Origin of the sequence: Psychromicrobium lacuslunae (assembly GCF_000950575.1) — a bacterium.
Lineage (GTDB): Bacteria > Actinomycetota > Actinomycetes > Actinomycetales > Micrococcaceae > Renibacterium > Renibacterium lacuslunae.
Genome location: NZ_CP011005.1, coordinates 1,362,596 through 1,382,622, shown reverse-complemented (window position 1 = coordinate 1,382,622; position 20,027 = coordinate 1,362,596). Strand labels below are relative to the sequence as shown.

Sequence of the window (20,027 nt, the reverse complement as noted above, 5' to 3'; positions counted from 1 at the left end):
AACGTGGTGAATGCTGGGTTTGAGGGGCAGATTCGGGCTGTACTGTTCGATATCGATGACACTCTGGTCGACCTGCGTACCGCAATGGAAATTGCGGTACGTAGTGTCAGCGCCGAATACTTGCCAGCGCTCTCAGAGCAAGGCTGGGCCGAACTGCATCGTGAGTTCCGTGAGGATCCAGGTGGCCACTATGACGCCTTCCTGCGCGGCGAACTAGGGTTTGTCGAACAGCGGATTGCCAGGGCGCAAAAAGCTTTCAGCTTGGCCGGGGGAGCGCTACCGGAGCACAGGGTGACGCAATGGAATGCCGACTACGAGCGGGAAGCTCAACGGAACTGGCTGGCTTATTCGGATGTGGCTGAAGCTCTGGACGCCCTCGACGCGGCCGGTGTGGTTTACGGAGCGGTCAGCAATAATGTTGAGGCGTACCAGCGCCGCAAGCTCGATTTGGCTGGCCTGGACAGGATTTCGGTGCTGATCGGCACGGATACCGTTGGTGTACCCAAACCTGAGCCAGAAATTTTCCTGGAGGGCGTTCGGCAACTGGGTTTCCGGGCCGAGCAGACGCTGTACGTCGGCGACAATCTGCTGGTGGATGCCGTTGGAGCCAGCGCGGCGGGCCTGCCAGCACTCTGGCTCAATCGGGACGGGAAGTCCGGCAGTTTGCCCGACGGCGGTAGCTGGCAGGGGCCGCAAGTTGCTGATTTGGGCGGATTGCTCAGCTTGCTCTAATTTCTGCTTCTCTAGCTGGAAACGCACTGAGGGTGCTGGACCGTCTCAACGGTCCAGCACCCTCAGTGCGTTTAGCAGGTTTTAGTGCTTAGGAGATCACACCTCGCCGTCGCAAGATGATGGAGAGAATGCAGCCGATCAGAATGATCGCGCAAACGATGATGCCGATAATGCCTACCGGGCCCATGGGGCTGATCATGGTTGATTCGCTTTGCAGCTGTTTTGCGCCGTTATCAAGTTTGGTGCTACCGGCGATCATGCCCTCTTCGGGGACCGGATTGGTCATGCCGTCTTGCATCTTGGCCATGCCATCCTTGAGTAACTGGGTTCCGAGAACCAGGCCAGGGGCTTTCGGATCATCGCTATTGACCTTCTGAGTCAAGGTACCAACGCCTGTCACCAACTTTTGTCCGCCAGCTTTGAGCTGATTGGTGCCATCGAGTAACTTATTCGAGCCGGCGAGCAGACCGTTGTTCGGATCAGGGTTCGTGAGTCCTTGAAGTAGCTGCAGGGCTCCGTTAGCTAGCTTCGTGGAACCTGGTGCGAGGCCATCCTGGCTTGGGTCGGCCGGGTCGTGGTACATGCCGTTGAGCAGTTGATTGGTGCCATCGGCAAGTTGCTGAGTCCCCTCGGCCAGACCATAAGGAGATTCATTCAAGGGGTCCTTGTACATGCCCTGTAACGCTTGGTCGATGCCGGATGACAGTTCCTTCGAGCCGTTAAGAAGGTTCTTTTGGCCGCCATTTGCTCCATTGATGCCGCTCTTGAGTTGAGCAACTCCGTCGACGAGGCTTGGTTTTGCTTTGGTTCCGGGGCCGACGATACCGGCTTTGAGCTGCGCGAAGCCAGGCTGTAGTGCGGGAGAGCCGTCGGGACGCGGGCCAATGACACCTGACTTTAGTTTGGTAATTCCTTCAACCAGGCTTGGTTTTGCTTTGGTTCCGGGGCCGACAATGCCGGCTTTGAGCTGCGCGAAGCCAGGCTGCAATGCGGGGGAGCCGTCGGGACGCGGGCCAATCACACCCGATTTTAGCTTCGCAACGCCTTCGACCAAGCTAGGTTCACTTGCTGTGCCCGGACCAATGACACCGGCTTTGAGTTGGTTGATGCCGTTGACGAGGTTCGGTTTGGTAGGTGAATCTGGTCCTTGCGTTCCCTGAACTAGCGCTTGGGTTCCTTGATCTGCGAGAGTGGCGCCGTCATAGAGTTGTTTGATCTGGTCCTTCACCAAAGCGAGCGTCGCTACCAAACCCAGGGGGGAGTTAGCTGTGTCGTACAACTTCTTGATGCCTTCTTGAAGTTGCGCCATTCCGCATGCCTGGGTGTAATCGGCATTTCCCGGACTATGCACGCCTGCAAGGTAATTGATCCCATCAACAAGAGTTGAGTTTGGATCGACCGACGTCACATGGAGAGTCTCGCACGTGTCTCCTAGCTTGGTCTTGATAGGTAAGACCCCAGCTGCTGCCTGCTTAACGCCGGGCACAAGCTTGCCGTTCACTCCCTGGTCAAGCTGCTGAATCCCGGGGACTAATTCTTTGTTGATTCCGTCGCTGATCTTGTTCAAGCCAGGAACTAGATCGCCGTTCACTCCCTGGTCAAGCTGCTGAATCCCGGGGACTAATTCTTTGTTGATTCCGTCGCTGATCTTGTTCAAGCCAGGAACTAAGTCCTGGTTAACACCCGTGCTCAACTGATCAATCCCGGGGGACAGCTTGCCACTGACAGCGCCTGATAGTTCCTTTCCGCCGTCGCTTAGCTGAACGAGGCCTGGGGTCAGGATTTTATTGACCCGGTTGGAAATGATTCGGGCGCCATCTTGCAACTGAATCGCGCCGGGCAATCCCACGTTGTTGATGCCGCTAGCCAACTTGCTGGCCCCGTCGCTAATTTGCTGTGCACCGGGTACAACTTGAGTGCCAATAGCGGTATTGAGCTTTGAAGCGCCCGCCTGTAACTGATTTGAGCCGTCCGAAATCTGCGAAGCGCCGTCGGCGAGGTTGTTCTCCTCTTTTCCGGTCTTGCTAGGGGTCACAGCCTGGGAGAGCTGCTGCGCGCCAGCCGCGAGCTTATCGGTTCCATCTTTGGCTTGCTGGACGCCGGGCGCGAGCTCGTTCACCACCTTACTTCTGAGCAGCTTCGTGCCATCCGCCAACTGATTGCCGCCATCCGCGACCTTGAGTGTGACGACCGCGAAAAGCACGAGCAATAGCAGGACCAGAAGCCCCAGTATTGCGATCACGATATTGTGCCGACGTGGATTCGGTGTGGGTCTAGCGACTCTGCTAGTTGACACGAGTTTTTCCCATCAGAAGAACGAATTTTGACTGTGATGTAGCTAACACTCTCTGCTACTAATGAGTAACCTACCGCAGATTCACATCCTGCTGTCAAGAGCGGCGCGATAATTTCGAGTGATATTTCGACGTTTTTGGGCCTCGTTCGCGGTTCGCTCTGGAGTCCTTAAAAACCGGAAAACATGCAGTCAAGGGATGCTGGTTTGGAGCGTCAGCGATTCTCGGGTAAAGTTATATCCCGGCGCTTGAGCCATTCGGGGAGTCTTTTGGTGAACCGAAGATGTCAGGCAAGAGCCATTGGGATATGGTGTAATTGGCAACACAACGGTTTCTGGTACCGTCATTCTAGGTTCGAGTCCTGGTATCCCAGCGCTGTCAGCGGTTGCTGAAAGCAAGCACGGCCCCATCGTATAGCGGCCTAGTACGTCGCCCTCTCACGGCGGTAACACGGGTTCAAATCCCGTTGGGGTCACAGTGGAAGGCCCCTGATCTGCGGAAACGCAGATCAGGGGCCTTTTTCTATGCCGCTATTAGCACCTCCGGGGCCGCCTGCTTCTTCTGTGTTAAGGGTCACAAAAGTTGGCGAGTCGTTGTAAAAGTGCTTCGATAAAAATATGACCAATGAGCAAAAGACGCCTCTTGCCCTGAAGCTGGCCGGGACAGCACTTAGCCTGACAATCGTCTACTTCATCGGCGAGTTGATCACCGCCGCGGCGTGGAGCAAAGCGCCCTATGACTGGAACAACAACTACATTAGCGACCTAGGTGTGCCCGAGTGCCTCACCCTGGACCGGATCGTCTGTTCGCCCGCTCATGGCGTGATGAACACCGCTTTTATCAGTGTCGGGGTGCTCACCCTGCTGGCCTTACTGTTGCTGATTCGGCTGCTTGCCGGTTGGCGTCGAATCCTACTCGCCGTCCCCACCGCGCTCTTCGGTATTGGCATCATTATTGTCGGCAGCTTCCCAGGCTCAACGGCAGAAGCAATTGGTGGGGAGGCCCGGATGATGATGCACGGGATCGGTGCCTTACTGGCGATTGGCGTGGGAAACCTGATGCTGCTCGCGGCCGCCATAGTGTTCTGGCGAAGCTTCCGCGGTTATGCAGTTAGCTCGCTCGTGCTCGCGGTGATCGGGCTATCCGCTATAGCCGGCACTAAATTGGGCGGCTTCGGGCTCGGTGTTGGCGGCATTGAGCGGCTGGCGGTCTATCCGGTGCTACTTTGGCTCATTCTCAGTGGCGTTCTGATCCTGAGCAGTGCCGGATCGTTGCTCAGGCTGACAGCGCAGCGCCAGCATCCCTGATCTTGATCAGGGTGCGCAGATTCCGCGTTGTGGTAGTGGATTTATAACTTGCCTTCGCGGTGAGCTTGCTTATCGCCGATTCCAGCGTGCCACCTACTGGCGCCAGCCAGGCGACCGCTTCGGGCCCGAGTTCCACCATTTCCTCTGATAACTTGGCGGCTTCATCGAGCAATCGTTTAATCGCTGCGGGATCGGAGGCCAGCGTGACGTAGCTGTGTTGGTCGGTGGAGTCCGCAGGATAGGGGCAGCTTGCGATTAGCTCGGAAATCCGGGTTATCGTCAGCACCACGACCCAGGCTTGATAGCCAAATCGTGCGGCCAGAGCTTCCTCGACTTGCGATTTCAACTGGCTCGCCGATAGCTCAGTGCTCAGCACCACATTGCCGCTGGCCAATAAGGTTTTGACCTGCTGGACCGGTAGCTCGGCTAGGCAAGTTTTGAGCTCGGCCATCTTAATATTGATGCCGCCGACGTTGACGCCGCGCAATAGCACCACGAAGTGTTCCATGCCACGAGCCTACTTCCTGGTGAGGACAGTGGGAACCGATCAGCAGCGTACTTTGCTGCAGCCGGCGAGGGTAGGCAGAGGGGCAAGCCTGAACGCTATTGGTTGCTCTTCTTCAGTGCTTCGGTCAGATTCTTCGCCGCTGCCCCGACGACCTCTGCGTGCAGTCTGCCGGGCTGCCTGGTGAGCCGTTCTATCGGTCCGGAGATGGAAACTGCGGCGATCACCCGCCCGGACGGGCCACGCACCGGGGCGGAGACCGAAGCCACCCCCATCTCACGTTCGCCGAGGCTCTGCGCCCAGCCCCGGCGTCGTACACCGGCGAGGACGGTCGGCGTGAAGCGAGCATTCTGCAAGCCATCCAACAGCCGTTCGTGATCCTCCCAGGCCAGCAGCACTTGTGCCGCCGAGCCTGCTTTCATGCTGAGCTTGGTGCCAACCGGGATGGTGTCGCGTAATCCGATCGGCCGCTCGGCCGAGGCGACGCAGACTCGCCAGTCTCCTTGCCTGCGGAAGATTTGCGCGGATTCGCCGGTGCTGTCCCGTAACTGAAGCAACACCGGACCGGCCGCGGCGATGAGTCGGTCCTCGCCCGCAGCCGAGGCAAGTTCGACCAGCCTGCTGCCGAGTACGAAGCGGCCATGAATGTCGCGACTAACCAGTCGATGATGCACCAGGGCCTGAGCCAGCCGATGCACGGTGGGCCGGGCAAGCCCGGTGGCGGTGACGAGTTGGGCCAGGGTGGTCGGCCCGGCCTCTAAGGCATCGAGTACCTGAGCAGCCTTATCAATGACGCCGACTCCACTTGAAGTGTCCATAAGGTGATACTAGCGTCTCATTATTTGAGATGCACATCGAATCGCTGGCGCCTCCAGAGACGCGCTGTCAGAGTAGATGGTAGGCAATCACCGCCTTCAGTACAGGAGTCGATCGTGAGTAACAGCGTTCCCAAAACTTTGGCCGAGAAGGTCTGGGCCGACCATCTGGTGCGAAAAGGTCAGGACAATGAGCCTGATCTGCTATTCATCGACCTTCATTTGCTCCACGAAGTCACTTCGCCGCAAGCCTTCGAGGGCTTGCGCCTGGCGGGTCGCGGTCTACGCCGAGTCGATTTGACCATCGCCACTGAAGACCACAACACTCCAACGCTTGATATCGACAAGCCGATTGCCGATCCAACTAGCCGAACTCAGATTGAGACACTGCGGAAAAACTGTCAGGAATTCGGTGTCAGGCTGCACTCGCTGGGCGACGCAGAACAAGGCATTGTGCACATTGTCGGTCCGCAGCTGGGGCTGACCCAGCCCGGTATGACGGTGGTCTGCGGCGACTCTCATACCTCAACTCATGGCGCTTTTGGGGCACTGGCTTTTGGCATTGGCACCTCCGAAGTCGAACACGTAATGGCGACCCAGACCTTGCCGCTTAAGCCCTTTAAGACAATGGCGATCAATGTCGAGGGCACGCTTCGACCCGGGGTGAGTTCGAAGGACATTATCTTGGCGGTAATCGCCAAAATTGGTACCGGTGGCGGCCAAGGTTATGTACTGGAATATCGCGGTTCAGCGATTCGAAACTTGTCAATGGACGCCAGAATGACAATTTGCAATATGTCGATCGAGGCTGGCGCCAGGGCCGGGATGATCGCCCCAGATGATGTCACCTTTGACTATCTCAAGGGTCGCCCGCACGCTCCACAGGGCGAGGAATGGGATGCAGCCGTACAGTACTGGCGTTCCCTGCATACCGAGCAAGATGCGGTCTTTGACGCTGAAGTGGAGTTGAACGCCGATGAGCTTGAGCCTTTCGTCACCTGGGGGACCAACCCAGGACAGGGTGTTCCGCTCAATGATCGAGTGCCCGGCCCTGAGGACTTCGCCGACGAGAACGCCAAAGCCGCTTGCGAGCGTGCCCTGAACTACATGGGCTTGCAGGCGGGGACCGCGATGAAGGAGATCCGGGTTGATACCGTGTTCCTGGGTTCCTGCACCAATTCCAGAATTGAAGATTTACGGGCTGCGGCTCAGGTGATCCAGGGCAGGCAGAAGGATCCGGCGGTGCGCATGCTGGTCGTTCCCGGTTCGGCTCGGGTACGGCTGGAAGCGGAGGCCGAGGGCCTGGACCAGGTGTTCAAAAACTTCGGTGCCGAGTGGCGCTTTGCCGGTTGTTCAATGTGTCTGGGCATGAATCCTGATCAGCTGCAACCGGGGGAGCGGTGCGCCTCGACGTCGAACCGAAACTTCGAGGGACGGCAGGGCAAAGGGGGCCGAACTCACTTGGTCTCACCGGTAGTCGCCGCCGCCACTGCGGTGCGCGGCACACTCAGCTCACCCTCTGATTTGGCCCCGGTCGATTTAGCCCCGGTCACCGGGGCAGTCAACGCTGCGTAACGAAGGAAAAGACGATGGAAAAGTTCAGCACACACACCGGCGTTGGGGTGCCGTTACGCGAATCTGACGTAGACACCGACCAGATCATTCCGGCGGTCTACCTGAAACGGATCACCAAAACCGGTTTTGACGACGCGCTTTTCGCCTCCTGGCGTAAGAATGAAGACTTCATCCTCAACCAGGAGCCCTTCAAGCACGGCTCGGTACTGGTGGCAGGGCCTGATTTCGGCACCGGCTCCTCCCGCGAACATGCGGTGTGGGCCTTACGCGACTACGGTTTCAAGGCGGTATTGTCCTCGCGGTTCGGCGATATCTTCCGAGGTAACTCAGGCAAGCAAGGTTTGCTCACCGCCCAGCTGGATCAAGCCGATATCGAACTGATCTGGAAGGTGTTGGAGAACGCGCCCGGCACCGAGATCACCGTCGATCTGGAGAGTCGAACAGTGAGCTGCGGATCGGTGGTGGCCCGATTCAGCATTGATGATTACATTCGTTGGCGGCTCCTGGAAGGACTCGACGATATTGCGCTGACCATGGTTCACGAGCAGGAGATCACCGATTACGAGGCGAAGCGGCCAAGCTTCAAGCCAACCACCTTGCCAGCCCGAGTGGAGTCCACTCTGAGCTAGTATTCTCGCTGAACACGCTGCACGAACGGCGATTTCCAGCTTTAGTCGCGTCAAGAAACTATGCTTGGTTGCTGGAGTATGAGAAATCTAGACATAGTGTTGTCAGCGAGTAAGTTGGTGTAATGAGCAGCGTTTTAACGGTTCGTGGTGGGGTGCCCTTAGCTGGGCGGATCTCGGTGCGGGGGGCAAAAAACCTGGTGCCTAAGGCTATGGTCGCCGCGCTGCTGGGTAATTCTCCCTCAGTGCTACGGAACGTTCCGGAAATCAAAGACGTCGAGGTGGTCACCTCGCTTTTGCAACTACACGGCGTTTCGGTAGTCAAGGACGCCGACACCGGTGATCTGACCCTCGATCCGCAGCACGCCACGACGGCTTCGAGCAGCGAAATCGACGCGCACGCTGGTGATTCCAGGATTCCGATCCTGCTCTGCGGCCCACTGATCCACGCCATTGGGGAGGCTTTTATCCCCGACCTTGGCGGTTGCAAAATTGGCGACCGGCCGATCGATTTCCATCTGAATGTGCTCCGGCAGTTCGGCGCCGTAGTGGAAAAACGTCCGGGCGGGATTCATATCTCGGCGCCCAGAGGCTTGCAAGGAGCGAAAATCTCGCTGCCCTACCCTAGCGTCGGAGCGACCGAGCAGGTGCTGCTGTCAGCTACTCGAGCCGAGGGAATCACCGAACTCATTGGCGCCGCCGTTGAACCGGAGATCATTGATTTGATCGCGGTACTGCAGAAGATGGGCGCAATTATTAATGTGCAATCCGAGCGGACTATTCGGATTGAAGGGGTCAAGAGCCTGGGCGGTTACGTCCACCGGGCGCTGCCCGATCGTAATGAAGCAGCCTCCTGGGCTTCGGCAGCGCTGGTCACTCGGGGTGACATTTTCGTTCAGGGCGCGGCGCAACGCGACATGATGACTTTTATCAATACTTTCCGCAAGATCGGTGGCGGGATGGACATTGAGGAAGACGGTATTCGGTTCTATCATCCGGGCGGCAAGCTGAGCCCGTTAGTACTGGAAACTGACGTGCACCCCGGATTCATGACAGATTGGCAGCAACCACTAGTAGTGGCCCTCAGCCAAGCTGACGGGGTCTCCATCGTGCACGAAACCGTCTATGAGAATCGTTTCGGCTTCACCGAGGCGCTCAGCCGGATGGGCGCGAACATCCAAGTGCATCGGGAATGCTTGGGCAGCACGCCCTGCCGCTTCGGGCAGCGTAACTTTAGACACTCCGCGGTGATCTCAGGGCCGGCACCGCTGCGTGGTACCGAAATTGATGTGCCCGATCTGCGCGGTGGTTTCAGTCACCTGATCGCAGCGTTGGCGGCCACCGGGACTTCAAGGGTGACCGGCATAGATGTGATTAACCGTGGCTATGAACGTTTCACCGACAAACTGGCCGCACTCGGTGCCGACGTCGACCTGAGCACGAGTTCAGGAGTCTGAGCATGCAGGAAAAACTTCCCTTCGGAATGCGGGTGATGTTCCATATTCTGGCAGACACTCTGCGCCCGGCAATGAACCTCATGATGGGCAAGCAATGGATTGATCTGGAGAAGCTTCCGAAGGATTCCGGCTTCATTGTCTGCCCGAACCACTGCACTGAGATTGACCCGGTGCTGGTCGGCCACATGCTCTACAGCAATGGCTATCCGCCGCACTTCCTCACTAAGGCATCGCTTTTCAAGGTGCCGGTGGTGGGTAAGGTGTTGGCTGGTTCCTTGCAAATCCCGGTTGATCGGGCTGGCCCTACCGCTCGCCGTTCTCTCGAAGTCGCCCAGCAAGTGCTTGATAAAAACGGTGCCATCGTGATCTACCCCGAGGGGACCCTGACCCGTGATCCGGACTTGTGGCCGATGAAGGGACACACCGGCGCGGCTCGACTTGCCCTGCAAACCGGTGCCCCGGTAATTCCGGTGGCGCATTGGGGAGCGCAGGAGGTCTTCCCGCGATATGCCAAGATGGTCAAACTGTTTCCACGCAAGAAGGTGCGGATGATCGTTGGTGACCCGGTAGATCTTGACGAGTTCAGAGGCCGGCCTATCGATAAATTTCTGCTTGACGCTGCCACCGAAAAAATACTGGATCAGATCACCATCCTGCTCGCGGGTCTGCGCAATGAGGTTCCGCCGAAAGAGCGTTGGGACCCGAGCCAACACAACCAAACCGTCCGAGGACGTCAGATCGACAAGGATCCCGAGGTTGGCTCATGAGTGATCAGCAGCCGCTCGCGGTACTTGGTGCGGGCAGCTGGGGGACGACTTTCGCCAAGATTCTCGCTGATGCCAATCCCGGTCGCACCGTGAAGCTGTGGGGCAGACGCCAGCAGATTGTCGATCAGATCAACGCTTCGCACCGGAACCAGGACTACCTGCCGGACATTGAACTGCCAACTAATATTGTCGCTAGCTCAGACGTCGCCGAGGTGTTGCGTGAGGCCAGCCTGGTTACCCTGGCGGTGCCAGCCCAGTCGCTTCGAGCTCAGCTCGCGCACTGGCGTGGGCTGCTCGCTCCCGGGGCTATTGTGGTGTCCCTGATGAAGGGACTTGAGCTAGACACCGATGCCAGAATGAGCGAAGTCATTGCTGAAGAACTTGGCCTCGCCGCCAATCGGATTGTGGTGGTCTCCGGGCCGAACCTGGCTATGGAGATCGCCCGGCGCGAACCAACCGCCTCCGTGGTGGCTTGTGTAGATGAAGCGGTGGCTGGCCAAGTCGCCGCGCTGTGCACCCCGAGTTACTTCCGCCCCTACACCAATACCGATGTGGTGGGTGTCGAAATCGGTGGCATCGTGAAGAACGTGATCGCCCTTGCGGTCGGCATTTGCGAAGGCAAGCAAATGGGCGATAACACCAAGGCCTCGGTGATTACTCGGGGTTTGGCAGAAACCACCAGACTGGCGCTTGCGCTGGGCGGTGAGGCGGATACTATGGCAGGATTGGCCGGCCTAGGCGACTTAGTTGCCACCTGCTCCTCGCCGCTGAGCCGCAATCACAGCGCCGGGCGGTTGCTCGGTGAGGGGCTCAGCCTGGCTGAAGTCAATGCTCGGATGACGCAGACCGCCGAAGGTATTAAATCTGGGCGTGCGGTACATGAGCTAGCGAAGAAACTCGGCGTCGATATGCCGATCACCTCCGCAGTGGTTGCCGTGTTAGAAGGAAAACTTGACGTAGACGGCCTCGGCCCATTGCTTTTAGCCCGTGAACTTAAATCAGAAGGAGCGTCCGGATGAGCGGCGACACTCGAAAACCGCGAATCGCCGTATTGTTTGGCGGTCGCTCCAGTGAGCATGCGGTGAGTTGCGTCACGGCGATGAGCGTGCTGAGCGTCATTGACCCCACGAAATACGACGTGGTGCCGATCGGCATTAGCAAGGCCGGGCAGTGGGTCTTGGCCGGGCAAGAAACACAGCAATGGCGGATTGAGGCCGGGAGTCTGCCGGAGGTCAACCCAGACGCGCAAGCCATCACGCTGTCCAGAACAGTTACCGGCGCCGAATTGGTGAGTAATGAGCCTGGCCGGGTGCCGGAACTGCTCGGTGAAGTTGATGTGGTGTTTCCGCTGCTCCACGGTCCTTTCGGTGAAGATGGCACCATCCAGGGCCTGTTGGAGCTTGCCGATACCCGGTATGTGGGTGCGGGGGTGACCGCCTCAGCCGTCGGGATGGATAAAGAATTCATGAAGATCGTGCTGGCTGCGGCCGGCCTTAACGTCCACCCCTACCGGGTGATCCGTGATCGAGACTGGCAGCAGTCCCGCACCGAGGTGCTCCGTAAAGTGGCCGAATTGGGCTGGCCGGTGTTCGTCAAACCCGCCCGCGCGGGTTCTTCCATCGGTATCAGCAAAGTTGACGGCCCGGAGCAGCTTGAAGCCGCCATTGAAGCGGCCCGCGAATACGATCCGAAAGTGATGGTGGAAGCCGCTGTCAGGGGTCGTGAAATTGAAATCGGGGTGCTGCAAGGCAAGGACGGAGCGGGGCCTCGAACTTCGTTCCCGGGCGAAGTGATTGCCTCGGCAGAGCACAGCTTCTATGACTTTGAAGCGAAGTATCTTGCCGATTCCGGTACTGAGGTGAGTTGTCCGGCTGAATTGCCGGAACCGGTCATTGAACAGCTCCGAGATGCCGCGGTAAAGGCTTTCGACGCCATCGAGGCCGAGGGACTCTCCCGGGTGGATTTCTTCTACACCCCGGAAGGTGAACTGGTGATCAACGAAATTAACACCATGCCGGGCTTTACCCCGCAGTCTATGTTCCCGCAGATGTGGGCGGCTAGCGGGATGAGTTATCCAGAGCTGGTCGAGGAACTCATTCAGCTTGCCCTGCAGCGCAAGACCGGATTGCGCTAGCGTTCGCCTGCTGCCCCTTACCTCGCAAGCTCGGCAGGGGACCCCTGCAGGCTCTCTTAGGTTCGGAGTGGGGCCCTCGGATGCGGGGCCCGTTCGCCTGCTGCCCCTTACCTCGTGAGCTCGGTGGTGACTGACGAACTACTTTGCTGAAGGGCTCGCCGAGGGTTTGGGCACATCGGCTAGGCTGAGGCATTTGTAGCTCTGCGGGATTTTGCCCACCGCCGCAGCCAGCTCAGGTAATACGGTGCTTGAGGCGACATTTTTCTGGTTGAACAAGATTTCGGTAGCCGGAATTCGGCCGTAGGTGGTCAGCGTCCAGGTGTCGCCGTCTTGCTTCATGAGCCAGTCCACCCCATTGACCCCAACACACTGATCGGTGGAGGTCCTCGGCGGCGGCGTCACCCCGCAACGCAGGATTAGCACTGAGGGATTACCCCAAGCCGCGGTGGCCTGGGAGCTTGTCTCACGAAGCGGAGCGTCGGCAACTTTATCAGGCAGCGCAATCATCATCGGTGCGCACGCCGGATTTGCCGAATCCTTCGCCGCAGAAACCTCAACCGCAGGGGTGCAAGAAGAGAGGGTAATAGCCGCGATGGGCAGTAAAGCAAGTGATAAGGCAAGAGTGCGAGGACGGCGCTGCATGCTTTCCAGCTTAGTCGAGGCCAACCATCACGAACGGTCGCTACCAGTTTGCTGGCTAAGAGCGAACTGGCTCGGATTCGGGAACCGGACTGTCGGTCATCCGGGTTACGGTTGTTAGATGGGTGGGATAGCGAATCAGGCTGCGGAACAGACCGTCGGTCAGCTGAGTGAGACCGAGCTGCTCAAACTCATCCTGCCGCGCTTGCGAGGTAACGCGACCGCATTGCTCGGTCCCGGCGACGACGCCGCAATTCTGGCGGCCCCTGATGGTCGGACCGTAGTCTCCATCGACACCCAGGTGCAAGATCAGGACTTTCGGCTGGAATGGAACAATGGCTACGCCTCGACCGGCTTTGACGTGGGCTGGAAATCAGCGGCGCAAAACCTCAGTGATATCAACGCGATGGGAGCGGTGCCTACCGGTCTGGTGCTGAGCCTGACCATGCCGCCGCAGACTCCGGTGAGTTGGGTGCTGGATCTGGCCGATGGGTTGAGCGCCGCAATCTCCGAGCTAGGCGCCGATCGCTGCGTAGTGGCTGGTGGCGACCTTTCGGCCGGGGCAGAGTTGGTCATCACAGCCGCTGTGCTGGGCGACCTGGAGGGCCGGGAGGCAGTCCGTCGCGGCGGTGGTGCTCCGGGCGATCAGCTCGCCGTGGCTGGCGTCTTAGGCAGGGCAGCAGCGGGTTGGGCCTTATTGGAGGGCTCCCAGCCGGTTTCCTCACTCGATGCTGAAATGCTCGCTTTGATCGACTACTTCCGTTGCCCCAGGCCGCCGTTGTCGGCAGGTCCGATGGCGGCCCAATGCGGAGCCACCGCAATGCTCGACATCTCCGATGGTTTGGTGCGAGACGCTACCCGGTTGGCGAAGGCGAGTGGAGTGCAGATTGACCTCGACCCGGCTGCGCTGGGTGCCTTTGTGGAGGAACTTCAACCGGCAGCGCATTTTTTAAAGCAAGACCCCTTGGCTTGGGTACTCGGTGGAGGAGAAGACCACGGATTGTTATGCACATTTGCTGCCGATACCGTGTTGCCCGCTGGCTTCACCGCGATAGGCTCGGTACGCTCGAAGGCAGAAACCACAATAGCTGGGATTACTGATTGGGTGACTGTTGCAGGGCAGCGCAGCAGCACGGTCGGATGGGATCATTTTGCAGATTAAGATCGCTGCCAACGCTGCGGCAATTCGGCGTTGGTTAGCAAGAAGTGAAGAGACCCTTGGTAATCACAGCGACCGATTGAACGCGATCAATATCTTCCCAGTAGCCGATGGAGACACTGGGACAAATCTCTACCTCACCGTCCGGGCGGCGAACCGTGCAGCCCAGGAGTGCCAAAGCTCCGACCTTGGGGTTTTACTGAGCGTCGCCGCCCAAGCTGCAATGGAGGAGGCCCGCGGTAATTCCGGGACCTTGCTTGCGGTGCTGCTCGCGGCGATGGCTGAGCCGCTGCAAGGCGCGAACCGGTTGAGCGCGCCGTTATTGGCTTCCGCTTTGCGACGTGCTCAGATCAGATCGTGGTCGGCGCTCAGCGACCCGATTCAAGGCACCATGCTCTCGGTTCTGGAATCTGCCGCTGAGGGTGCCGCCACCGTCGACGACGCGCTGAGCGGCGACGATAGTAATCGGGCTTTGGCGATGGCGCTCGACGGTGCAGTGGAGGCCGCGCTGGCGGCAGTGGTGAAAACCGAATATCAGCTGAGCGAGCTTGAGCGGGCCCAGGTCGTCGACGCAGGCGGGGTGGGACTGCTGCTGGTGCTCGATAGCTTGCGCGCTGTCATTCTGCATCAGGATCTACAGGAAGATTTGCTTGATGGACTGGCCGGTTACGATGTGCATAAACCTCATATCCACGAGGAAATGCCGGTCGTCGATGGGGTAGAGGTGATGTGCACAATCAACCTTTCACCTTTGGATGCCGCCAGCCTCAGAATGAAACTGGATGAGCTGGGTAACTCGGTAATTATGAGCCCCATGGTGCAATTAGAAGCACCGGATTTCTATCGTTGGCGAGTGCATGTGCACGCCGACGCTCCGGAACAGACCCTGAGCGCGATTCGGGCGCTAGGGGAGCCAAGTAATGTCACCGTCTCTGACCTGCGAGCCGCGACCCATGACCACCCGGACAGCTGAGGGTGCGCTGCCGCTGGAGCGTCTATTGGGCAAGGCCTCCGCGACTGCCCTGGAGAAGTATCTAGGTCTGCGCACGGTGGCGGAACTGCTCAACTATTTTCCGCGGCGGTACCTAAACCGTGGCGAACTGACGCCGATTAGCGGTCTACCTTTCGACGAAGACGTTACATTGATTGCGCGGGTGCTGAGTGTGAGTAACCGCAGAATGCGGCAGCGTAAGGGCAGCATCACCGATGTGGTGATTAGCGACGACACCAGTGCGGGGACCGGTACGCTCAAAATCAGCTTTTTCAACGGTTGGCGGGCTGAAAAGGAACTTCGCCCCGGTGCTCGCGCAATGTTCTCCGGTAAGGTCGGGTTCTTTAACCGAGCCCTGACCTTGACCAATCCCGACTACGTTCTGCTGGACGACGAGGGGACCGCTGAATCAGTGGCCTTGGCGCCGATCCCGGTCTATCCGGCGGTGGCCAAACTGCCCAGCTGGAAGATCGGTAACGCCATCTCAGCGCTGCTTGACGCGGTTCAACTCGATGCGCTGAGCGATCCCTTGCCAGCCGAGATTCTGAGTCGAGAAAAGTTCTTAGCGCTTGATCAGGCCTATTTGATGATTCATCGGCCCGCCAATACCGAGCAATGGCAGCGGGCGCGTGATCGGTTTCGCTACCAGGAAGCGTTGCTGCTGCAAACCGCGCTGGCCAGGCGTCGGGCTCAGACCAAAGCGCAACACGCGGTGGCGCGTCCCGGGCTGAGCGATGGTCTGCTGGCGGCCTTCGACGCCGCACTGCCGTTCACGCTCACTGACGGACAACGCGCGGTCGGTGAACAGATTTCTGCGGAACTCGCGGCCGGGGCTGGGGATTCTGCTGCTTCCTCCGAAGGCCCAATGCACCGCTTATTACAAGGCGAAGTTGGTTCCGGCAAGACCCTGGTGGCGCTGCGAGCCATGCTTCAAGTCATCGATTCGGGCGGTCAAGCGGCGCTGCTCGCTCCCACCGAAGTGCTCGCCGCGCAACACTACCAGTCAATCCGGAAGACCCTCGGCCCGCTCGCCGAAGCCGGTATGCTCGGCGGTGATGAGCAGGGAACCCAGCTGGCCCTATTGACCGGAACAATGAATACCGCTGCGAAGAAGGCCTCATTATTGGCTGCCGCCTCAGGTCAGGCAGGCATTGTGATCGGTACCCATGCGCTGCTTTCCGACCAGGTACAGTTCTTCGACCTGGGCTTGATCGTTGTGGATGAACAGCACCGCTTTGGCGTTGAACAGCGTGACGCGCTGCGCCTCAAAGCAGCCCATCCGCCGCATCTTCTGGTGATGACGGCGACTCCTATCCCGCGAACTGTCGCCATGACTGTCTTCGGTGATCTGGAGACCTCGGTGCTCAAAGAGTTGCCAGCTGGCCGGGCCCCGATCTCCAGTTTTGTTGTTGGTCTGGCTGAGAATCCAGGATGGTCCCGACGGATTTGGCAACGCAGCCGAGAGGAAATCGACGCCGGACACCAGGTCTATGTGGTTTGCCCCAGGATCGGCGAGCAAGAAGGCAGCGAGGCCGCCAGCGGCGATGAACCCGAGGATTCAGCGGGGGAGTCGCGAGAACTGACCTCGGTTATCGAGATGGTTGAGCAACTTCGCCGTGAACCGAGCCTAGTAGGCTGCCGGATCGAGGCTCTGCACGGCAAGTTAGATCCGGCCGAGAAGAGCCGCGTGATGGCCGACTTCGCCGCGGGTTTGGTGCATGTTCTGGTCTCCACCACGGTGATCGAGGTTGGCGTGGATGTGCCGAACGCCACCTTGATGGTGATCATGGATGCCGATCGCTTCGGGATTTCCCAACTGCATCAGCTGCGTGGCCGGGTCGGGCGTGGTGGCTTGCCGGGAACCGCGCTGCTGGTCACCGAGCTGGAGCCAGAGCACCCCAGTCGCCGCCGAATCGACGCTGTCGCCGCTACCACTGACGGTTTTGCGCTGTCCCAGGAAGATCTCAAGCTGCGGCGGGAGGGCGACATTTTAGGCGCCAGCCAATCGGGCGGTCGGAGCGCCTTACGCTTGCTCCGGGTACTCGATCATGAAGAGCTCATTGAGCAAGCCCGGGCAGATGCCAGCGCGCTCATCGCGGCTGACCCGACTCTGAGTGCACACCCCGATCTTGAGGAGGCCATTGAAGCTTCACTCAATCCGGAGAAGGAGGCCTTCCTTGAACGAGGTTAGCCCGGCAACGGGCGCGGCGCAGCACCGGAACGGACAACAATCCCACCGCTTCAACAGCCTGGTCGAGGGAGCGTGAGACTCGGATGAGCAGGATCATTGCCGGTATCGCGGGCGGACACTCTCTACACTCAGTCCCCGGTAGTGCCACCAGACCCACCACGGATAGGGTCAAAGAAGCACTCTTTTCCCGGCTCGAGGCGATGGATGTGATCAAGCGCTCGAGGGTGCTTGATCTCTATGCAGGCTCCGGTGCCCTAGGCATTGAAAGCGCCAGTCGAGGGGCTAGCTTCGTCGCGCTGGTGGAAAGCGATGCCCGGGCGGCAGCAGTGGCCAAACAAAATGCTCAGCTCGTCAATCGGCTTAGCTCAAAGTCCGCCAGCAAGCTCCACCGCGAAGCTAACCGGGAGGCTGGCGCTGAAGCCTCCGTCTCGGTGCACCGGGCGAAGGTGGAAAGCTTCCTGCAGAAAGTGGTGGACCCCTGGGATCTGGTGTTCCTCGATCCGCCTTATCCACTGACCGAGCCAGAGCTCGCCGCAGTACTGAAACAGTTAGCTCCACAATTGGCAGAAGCCGCCGTGGTGGTGGTGGAACGTTCTTCGCGGAGCCCGGAACCCAGCTGGCCGGAGGGTCTGATACGGTTTTCCGAACGCAGCTATGGGGAAACCGTGCTGTGGTTCGCGGAGCCAGCAGAGCGCGGTGAGGAAGCGCCGACAGCCACCGAATGAATGCTTGCCAACAGAATTAGTTGCACCAGCTGAAGCAGCTGACTCAACTGGCTCAACTGAACCAGTTGAGTCAGCTGAACTCGTCGAGCTCGACGCCTTCGACCACTCGACAGGGATGCGGACCAGCGGCGAGCAGCCCCTCAGTCCAGGACACCGGCCAGCTCTCCCTCTTGCTGGCGGCCAGAATGAGATTGCCAGGATATCGAGAGCTGAACATGCTGCTCTCACCGGTCAGAATCGTCGCCGGCAGCAGCGATCGCAATGCCCGGGATTGGCTGCGCACCAGAGTGAGCCCAGGCTCGTCGCCAATATTTATCAGCAACATACCTTCAGGCGCCAGCAAAGCGGCAGCCTCCCGGTAAAAATCTCGGTGAGCAATATGCTCGGGAGCCGCCGGACCGGAAAAAATATCCAGCACGATGGCATCGAAGGGGCCGTCTGCTGCGAGCTCTGGGAGAGCCCAGCGTGCATCACCGATCAAGGTGCGTAATTTACTGCCGTCCGGCATTGGCAACTGCTCGAGAACAAAATCGAGCAGTTCACGTTCTAACTCGACCGCGAACTGCTCTGAACCGGGCCGGGAGACCGCTAGGTAGCGGGCCAGAGTCAAGGCCCCGGCACCCAGATGTAGCACCTTAATGGGCTCTCCAGCAGGACGGAAGAGGTCAAGTAAATTGGCGATCCGGCGTAGGTATTCGTAGAAAATATTGCCCGGATCGGCGAGATTAACTTGAGACTGATCCGCACCGCCAACACTCAGCACGAAGGCGCCGGGAACAAATTCGTCGGCCCGGATCTCGGCGTGCTGACCGAGTCCCTTAAGCATCTTTTTCAGAGCCGCTCCCCAAGAGTGGCGAGCCGCTCGGCAGCTTCGCGGAGCACCTCCACCCGCTTGCAAAAAGCGAATCGCAGTAGGCTGCGATGCCGCCGCGCCCCGGCCGGGTGGCAGAACACCGAAACCGGGATCGCCGCCACTCCGATCAACTCAGGTAATTTACGTGCGAGTTCCGCCGCATCCTGAACCCCCAGCGGAGCGACATCGGCGTTGATGAAGTAGCTGCCTTGCGGCAAATAAACGCTCAGCCCGGCGGCGGTCAGTCCGGCCGTCAAAACATCGCGTTTGCGCGCCAGATCGGTGGCGATCTCCGCATAGAAGTCGTCGCCCTGATCCAGCCCCCAGGCTACCGCCGCTTGGAAAGGAGTCCCGGAAGAGTAAGTCAGAAATTGCTTCACGGTGCGAATCGCGGCGATCAGATCGGCCGGTCCGCTGGCCCAGCCGATTTTCCAGCCAGTGAAGGAAAAAGTCTTGCCGGCCGAGGAAATGCTAATGGTGCGTTCAAACGCGCCGGGCATGGCCGCGATCGGTAGATGCGGCACCCCGAAGGTGAGATGCTCGTAGACCTCATCCGAGACAATCAACGCGTCATGGCGCTCGGCTAGCTCGACGATCCGCTCCAAGACCTCGCGGCCAAAGACAGCACCGGAGGGGTTGTGCGGATTATTCAGCACAACGATCCGAGTGCGCTCTGAAAATGCATTTTCCAGCTGTTCGAGATCGGGCTGAAAATGCGGCGCCTCGAGCGGCACGGTGATGTGCTGTGCGCCCGAGAGCGCAATGATGGCACCGTAAGAGTCATAAAACGGCTCGAAGCTGAGCACCTCATCGCCCGGTCCAGCAAAAGCCATAATGCTCGCGGCGATGGCTTCGGTGGCACCGGTAGTAACGAGAACCTCGCGTTCCGGGTCGAGGCTGAGGCCGTAAAAACGTTGCTGGTGGCGAGCGATGGCTTCACGCAGGCTGACGATGCCCTTCCCCGGCGCATACTGATTGGCGCCATCCCGGATCGCCTCAATCACCTTGTCCTTGATCAGCTGCGGCCCATCTTGATCAGGGAAGCCCTGGCCCAGATTAATAGCCCCGGTCTGGCTGGCCAAGCTGGTGATTTCCTCAAAGATCGTCACGCCTAAGTGGCCGTCGGGGGAGAGCAGATTTGCTCCTTCAGCGGTGCGTTGCCAGGGGATCGTCATACCGCCAGCCTATCCACTTCGGCGCGGCTTCGGTCGGAGCCGTGGCAACTGGCTTGGAATTACCGCAACATGGCGGCATAAA

18 protein-coding genes and 2 tRNA genes are annotated in these 20,027 nt (G+C 59.1%); 14 read left to right on the top strand and 6 right to left on the bottom strand.

The genetic code is table 11. The features are described 5' to 3' along the window. Nucleotides 1–3 precede the first annotated feature (3 nt). Nucleotides 4–732, top strand: a complete 729-nt coding sequence (locus UM93_RS06460) for an HAD family hydrolase (RefSeq protein ID WP_045074476.1) — start codon at nucleotides 4–6, stop codon at nucleotides 730–732. Between the two features lie 88 nt (nucleotides 733–820). Here UM93_RS06460 and UM93_RS06455 read toward each other — a convergent pair whose 3' ends face one another. Beyond that, a complete protein-coding gene (locus tag UM93_RS06455) occupies nucleotides 821–3,028 on the bottom strand; it encodes a hypothetical protein (protein WP_082057039.1) in 2,208 nt (735 codons plus the stop codon). 299 nt (nucleotides 3,029–3,327) lie between these two features. Between UM93_RS06455 and UM93_RS06450 the strand changes: the two genes are divergently transcribed. The 3 genes from UM93_RS06450 (at nucleotide 3,328) to UM93_RS06440 (ending at nucleotide 4,333) form a co-directional block, all read left to right on the top strand. Continuing rightward, a tRNA-Gln gene (locus UM93_RS06450) sits at nucleotides 3,328–3,399 on the top strand. A 29-nt stretch (nucleotides 3,400–3,428) separates the two neighbouring features. Next, nucleotides 3,429–3,501 (top strand) — tRNA-Glu (locus UM93_RS06445). A gap of 142 nt (nucleotides 3,502–3,643) precedes the next feature. Next, entirely contained in the window at nucleotides 3,644–4,333 is a 690-nt protein-coding gene (locus UM93_RS06440) for a DUF998 domain-containing protein (RefSeq protein ID WP_045074472.1), read from the top strand. Here UM93_RS06440 and UM93_RS06435 read toward each other — a convergent pair. Together UM93_RS06435 and UM93_RS06430 are read right to left on the bottom strand one after the other, a co-directional pair. Next, nucleotides 4,302–4,841 (bottom strand): DUF1697 domain-containing protein, encoded by a 540-nt coding sequence (locus UM93_RS06435; RefSeq protein ID WP_045074469.1) that lies wholly within the window; start codon nucleotides 4,839–4,841, stop codon nucleotides 4,302–4,304. The genes UM93_RS06440 and UM93_RS06435 overlap by 32 nt on opposite strands. Before the next feature lie 95 nt (nucleotides 4,842–4,936). Further along, nucleotides 4,937–5,656: an IclR family transcriptional regulator gene (locus tag UM93_RS06430; RefSeq protein WP_045074467.1), complete on the bottom strand. Its 720-nt coding sequence runs from the start codon at nucleotides 5,654–5,656 to the stop codon at nucleotides 4,937–4,939. A gap of 114 nt (nucleotides 5,657–5,770) precedes the next feature. Between UM93_RS06430 and leuC the strand changes: the two genes are divergently transcribed. The 6 genes from leuC to UM93_RS06400 all read left to right on the top strand — a co-directional run bounded on the left by leuC (nucleotide 5,771) and on the right by UM93_RS06400 (nucleotide 12,212). Next, nucleotides 5,771–7,228, top strand: a complete 1,458-nt coding sequence (gene leuC, locus UM93_RS06425) for a 3-isopropylmalate dehydratase large subunit (protein WP_045074466.1) — start codon at nucleotides 5,771–5,773, stop codon at nucleotides 7,226–7,228. Nucleotides 7,229–7,242: 14 nt separating this feature from the next. After that, on the top strand, nucleotides 7,243–7,857 hold the full coding sequence (gene leuD / locus UM93_RS06420; RefSeq protein ID WP_045074464.1) for a 3-isopropylmalate dehydratase small subunit: 615 nt from the start codon (nucleotides 7,243–7,245) through the stop codon (nucleotides 7,855–7,857). A 122-nt stretch (nucleotides 7,858–7,979) separates the two neighbouring features. Continuing rightward, nucleotides 7,980–9,311: a UDP-N-acetylglucosamine 1-carboxyvinyltransferase gene (murA, locus tag UM93_RS06415; protein ID WP_045074462.1), complete on the top strand. Its 1,332-nt coding sequence runs from the start codon at nucleotides 7,980–7,982 to the stop codon at nucleotides 9,309–9,311. Nucleotides 9,312–9,313: 2 nt separating this feature from the next. Next, nucleotides 9,314–10,078: a lysophospholipid acyltransferase family protein gene (locus tag UM93_RS06410; protein WP_045074459.1), complete on the top strand. Its 765-nt coding sequence runs from the start codon at nucleotides 9,314–9,316 to the stop codon at nucleotides 10,076–10,078. Next, nucleotides 10,075–11,097 carry an NAD(P)H-dependent glycerol-3-phosphate dehydrogenase gene (locus UM93_RS06405; protein ID WP_045074457.1) on the top strand — a complete coding sequence of 341 codons (1,023 nt, stop codon included), beginning with the start codon at nucleotides 10,075–10,077 and terminating at the stop codon, nucleotides 11,095–11,097. Before UM93_RS06410 ends, UM93_RS06405 begins: the two co-directional genes overlap by 4 nt. After that, nucleotides 11,094–12,212: a D-alanine--D-alanine ligase family protein gene (locus UM93_RS06400; RefSeq protein ID WP_045074456.1), complete on the top strand. Its 1,119-nt coding sequence runs from the start codon at nucleotides 11,094–11,096 to the stop codon at nucleotides 12,210–12,212. Before UM93_RS06405 ends, UM93_RS06400 begins: the two co-directional genes overlap by 4 nt. Before the next feature lie 138 nt (nucleotides 12,213–12,350). Here UM93_RS06400 and UM93_RS06395 read toward each other — a convergent pair whose 3' ends face one another. Beyond that, nucleotides 12,351–12,854: a DUF3515 domain-containing protein gene (locus UM93_RS06395; RefSeq protein WP_045074454.1), complete on the bottom strand. Its 504-nt coding sequence runs from the start codon at nucleotides 12,852–12,854 to the stop codon at nucleotides 12,351–12,353. A 118-nt stretch (nucleotides 12,855–12,972) separates the two neighbouring features. Here UM93_RS06395 and UM93_RS06390 point away from each other — a divergent pair, with 118 nt between their 5' ends. The 4 genes from UM93_RS06390 to rsmD all read left to right on the top strand — a co-directional run bounded on the left by UM93_RS06390 (nucleotide 12,973) and on the right by rsmD (nucleotide 17,917). Further along, nucleotides 12,973–14,013: a thiamine-phosphate kinase gene (locus UM93_RS06390; RefSeq protein WP_045074452.1), complete on the top strand. Its 1,041-nt coding sequence runs from the start codon at nucleotides 12,973–12,975 to the stop codon at nucleotides 14,011–14,013. Then, entirely contained in the window at nucleotides 14,003–14,983 is a 981-nt protein-coding gene (locus UM93_RS06385; protein ID WP_234399392.1) for a DAK2 domain-containing protein, read from the top strand. The genes UM93_RS06390 and UM93_RS06385 overlap by 11 nt, the downstream gene beginning before the upstream one ends. Next, nucleotides 14,964–17,192 carry an ATP-dependent DNA helicase RecG gene (locus tag UM93_RS06380; protein WP_045074450.1) on the top strand — a complete coding sequence of 743 codons (2,229 nt, stop codon included), beginning with the start codon at nucleotides 14,964–14,966 and terminating at the stop codon, nucleotides 17,190–17,192. The genes UM93_RS06385 and UM93_RS06380 overlap by 20 nt, the downstream gene beginning before the upstream one ends. An 83-nt stretch (nucleotides 17,193–17,275) precedes the next feature. Then, nucleotides 17,276–17,917 (top strand): 16S rRNA (guanine(966)-N(2))-methyltransferase RsmD, encoded by a 642-nt coding sequence (rsmD, locus tag UM93_RS06375; RefSeq protein ID WP_045074448.1) that lies wholly within the window; start codon nucleotides 17,276–17,278, stop codon nucleotides 17,915–17,917. 70 nt (nucleotides 17,918–17,987) lie between these two features. Here rsmD and UM93_RS06370 read toward each other — a convergent pair whose 3' ends face one another. Together UM93_RS06370 and UM93_RS06365 are read right to left on the bottom strand one after the other, a co-directional pair. Further along, nucleotides 17,988–18,743, bottom strand: a complete 756-nt coding sequence (locus UM93_RS06370) for a spermidine synthase (protein WP_045074446.1) — start codon at nucleotides 18,741–18,743, stop codon at nucleotides 17,988–17,990. Between the two features lie 5 nt (nucleotides 18,744–18,748). Beyond that, nucleotides 18,749–19,945: an aminotransferase class I/II-fold pyridoxal phosphate-dependent enzyme gene (locus UM93_RS06365; protein ID WP_045074444.1), complete on the bottom strand. Its 1,197-nt coding sequence runs from the start codon at nucleotides 19,943–19,945 to the stop codon at nucleotides 18,749–18,751. Nucleotides 19,946–20,027: the final 82 nt, after the last annotated feature.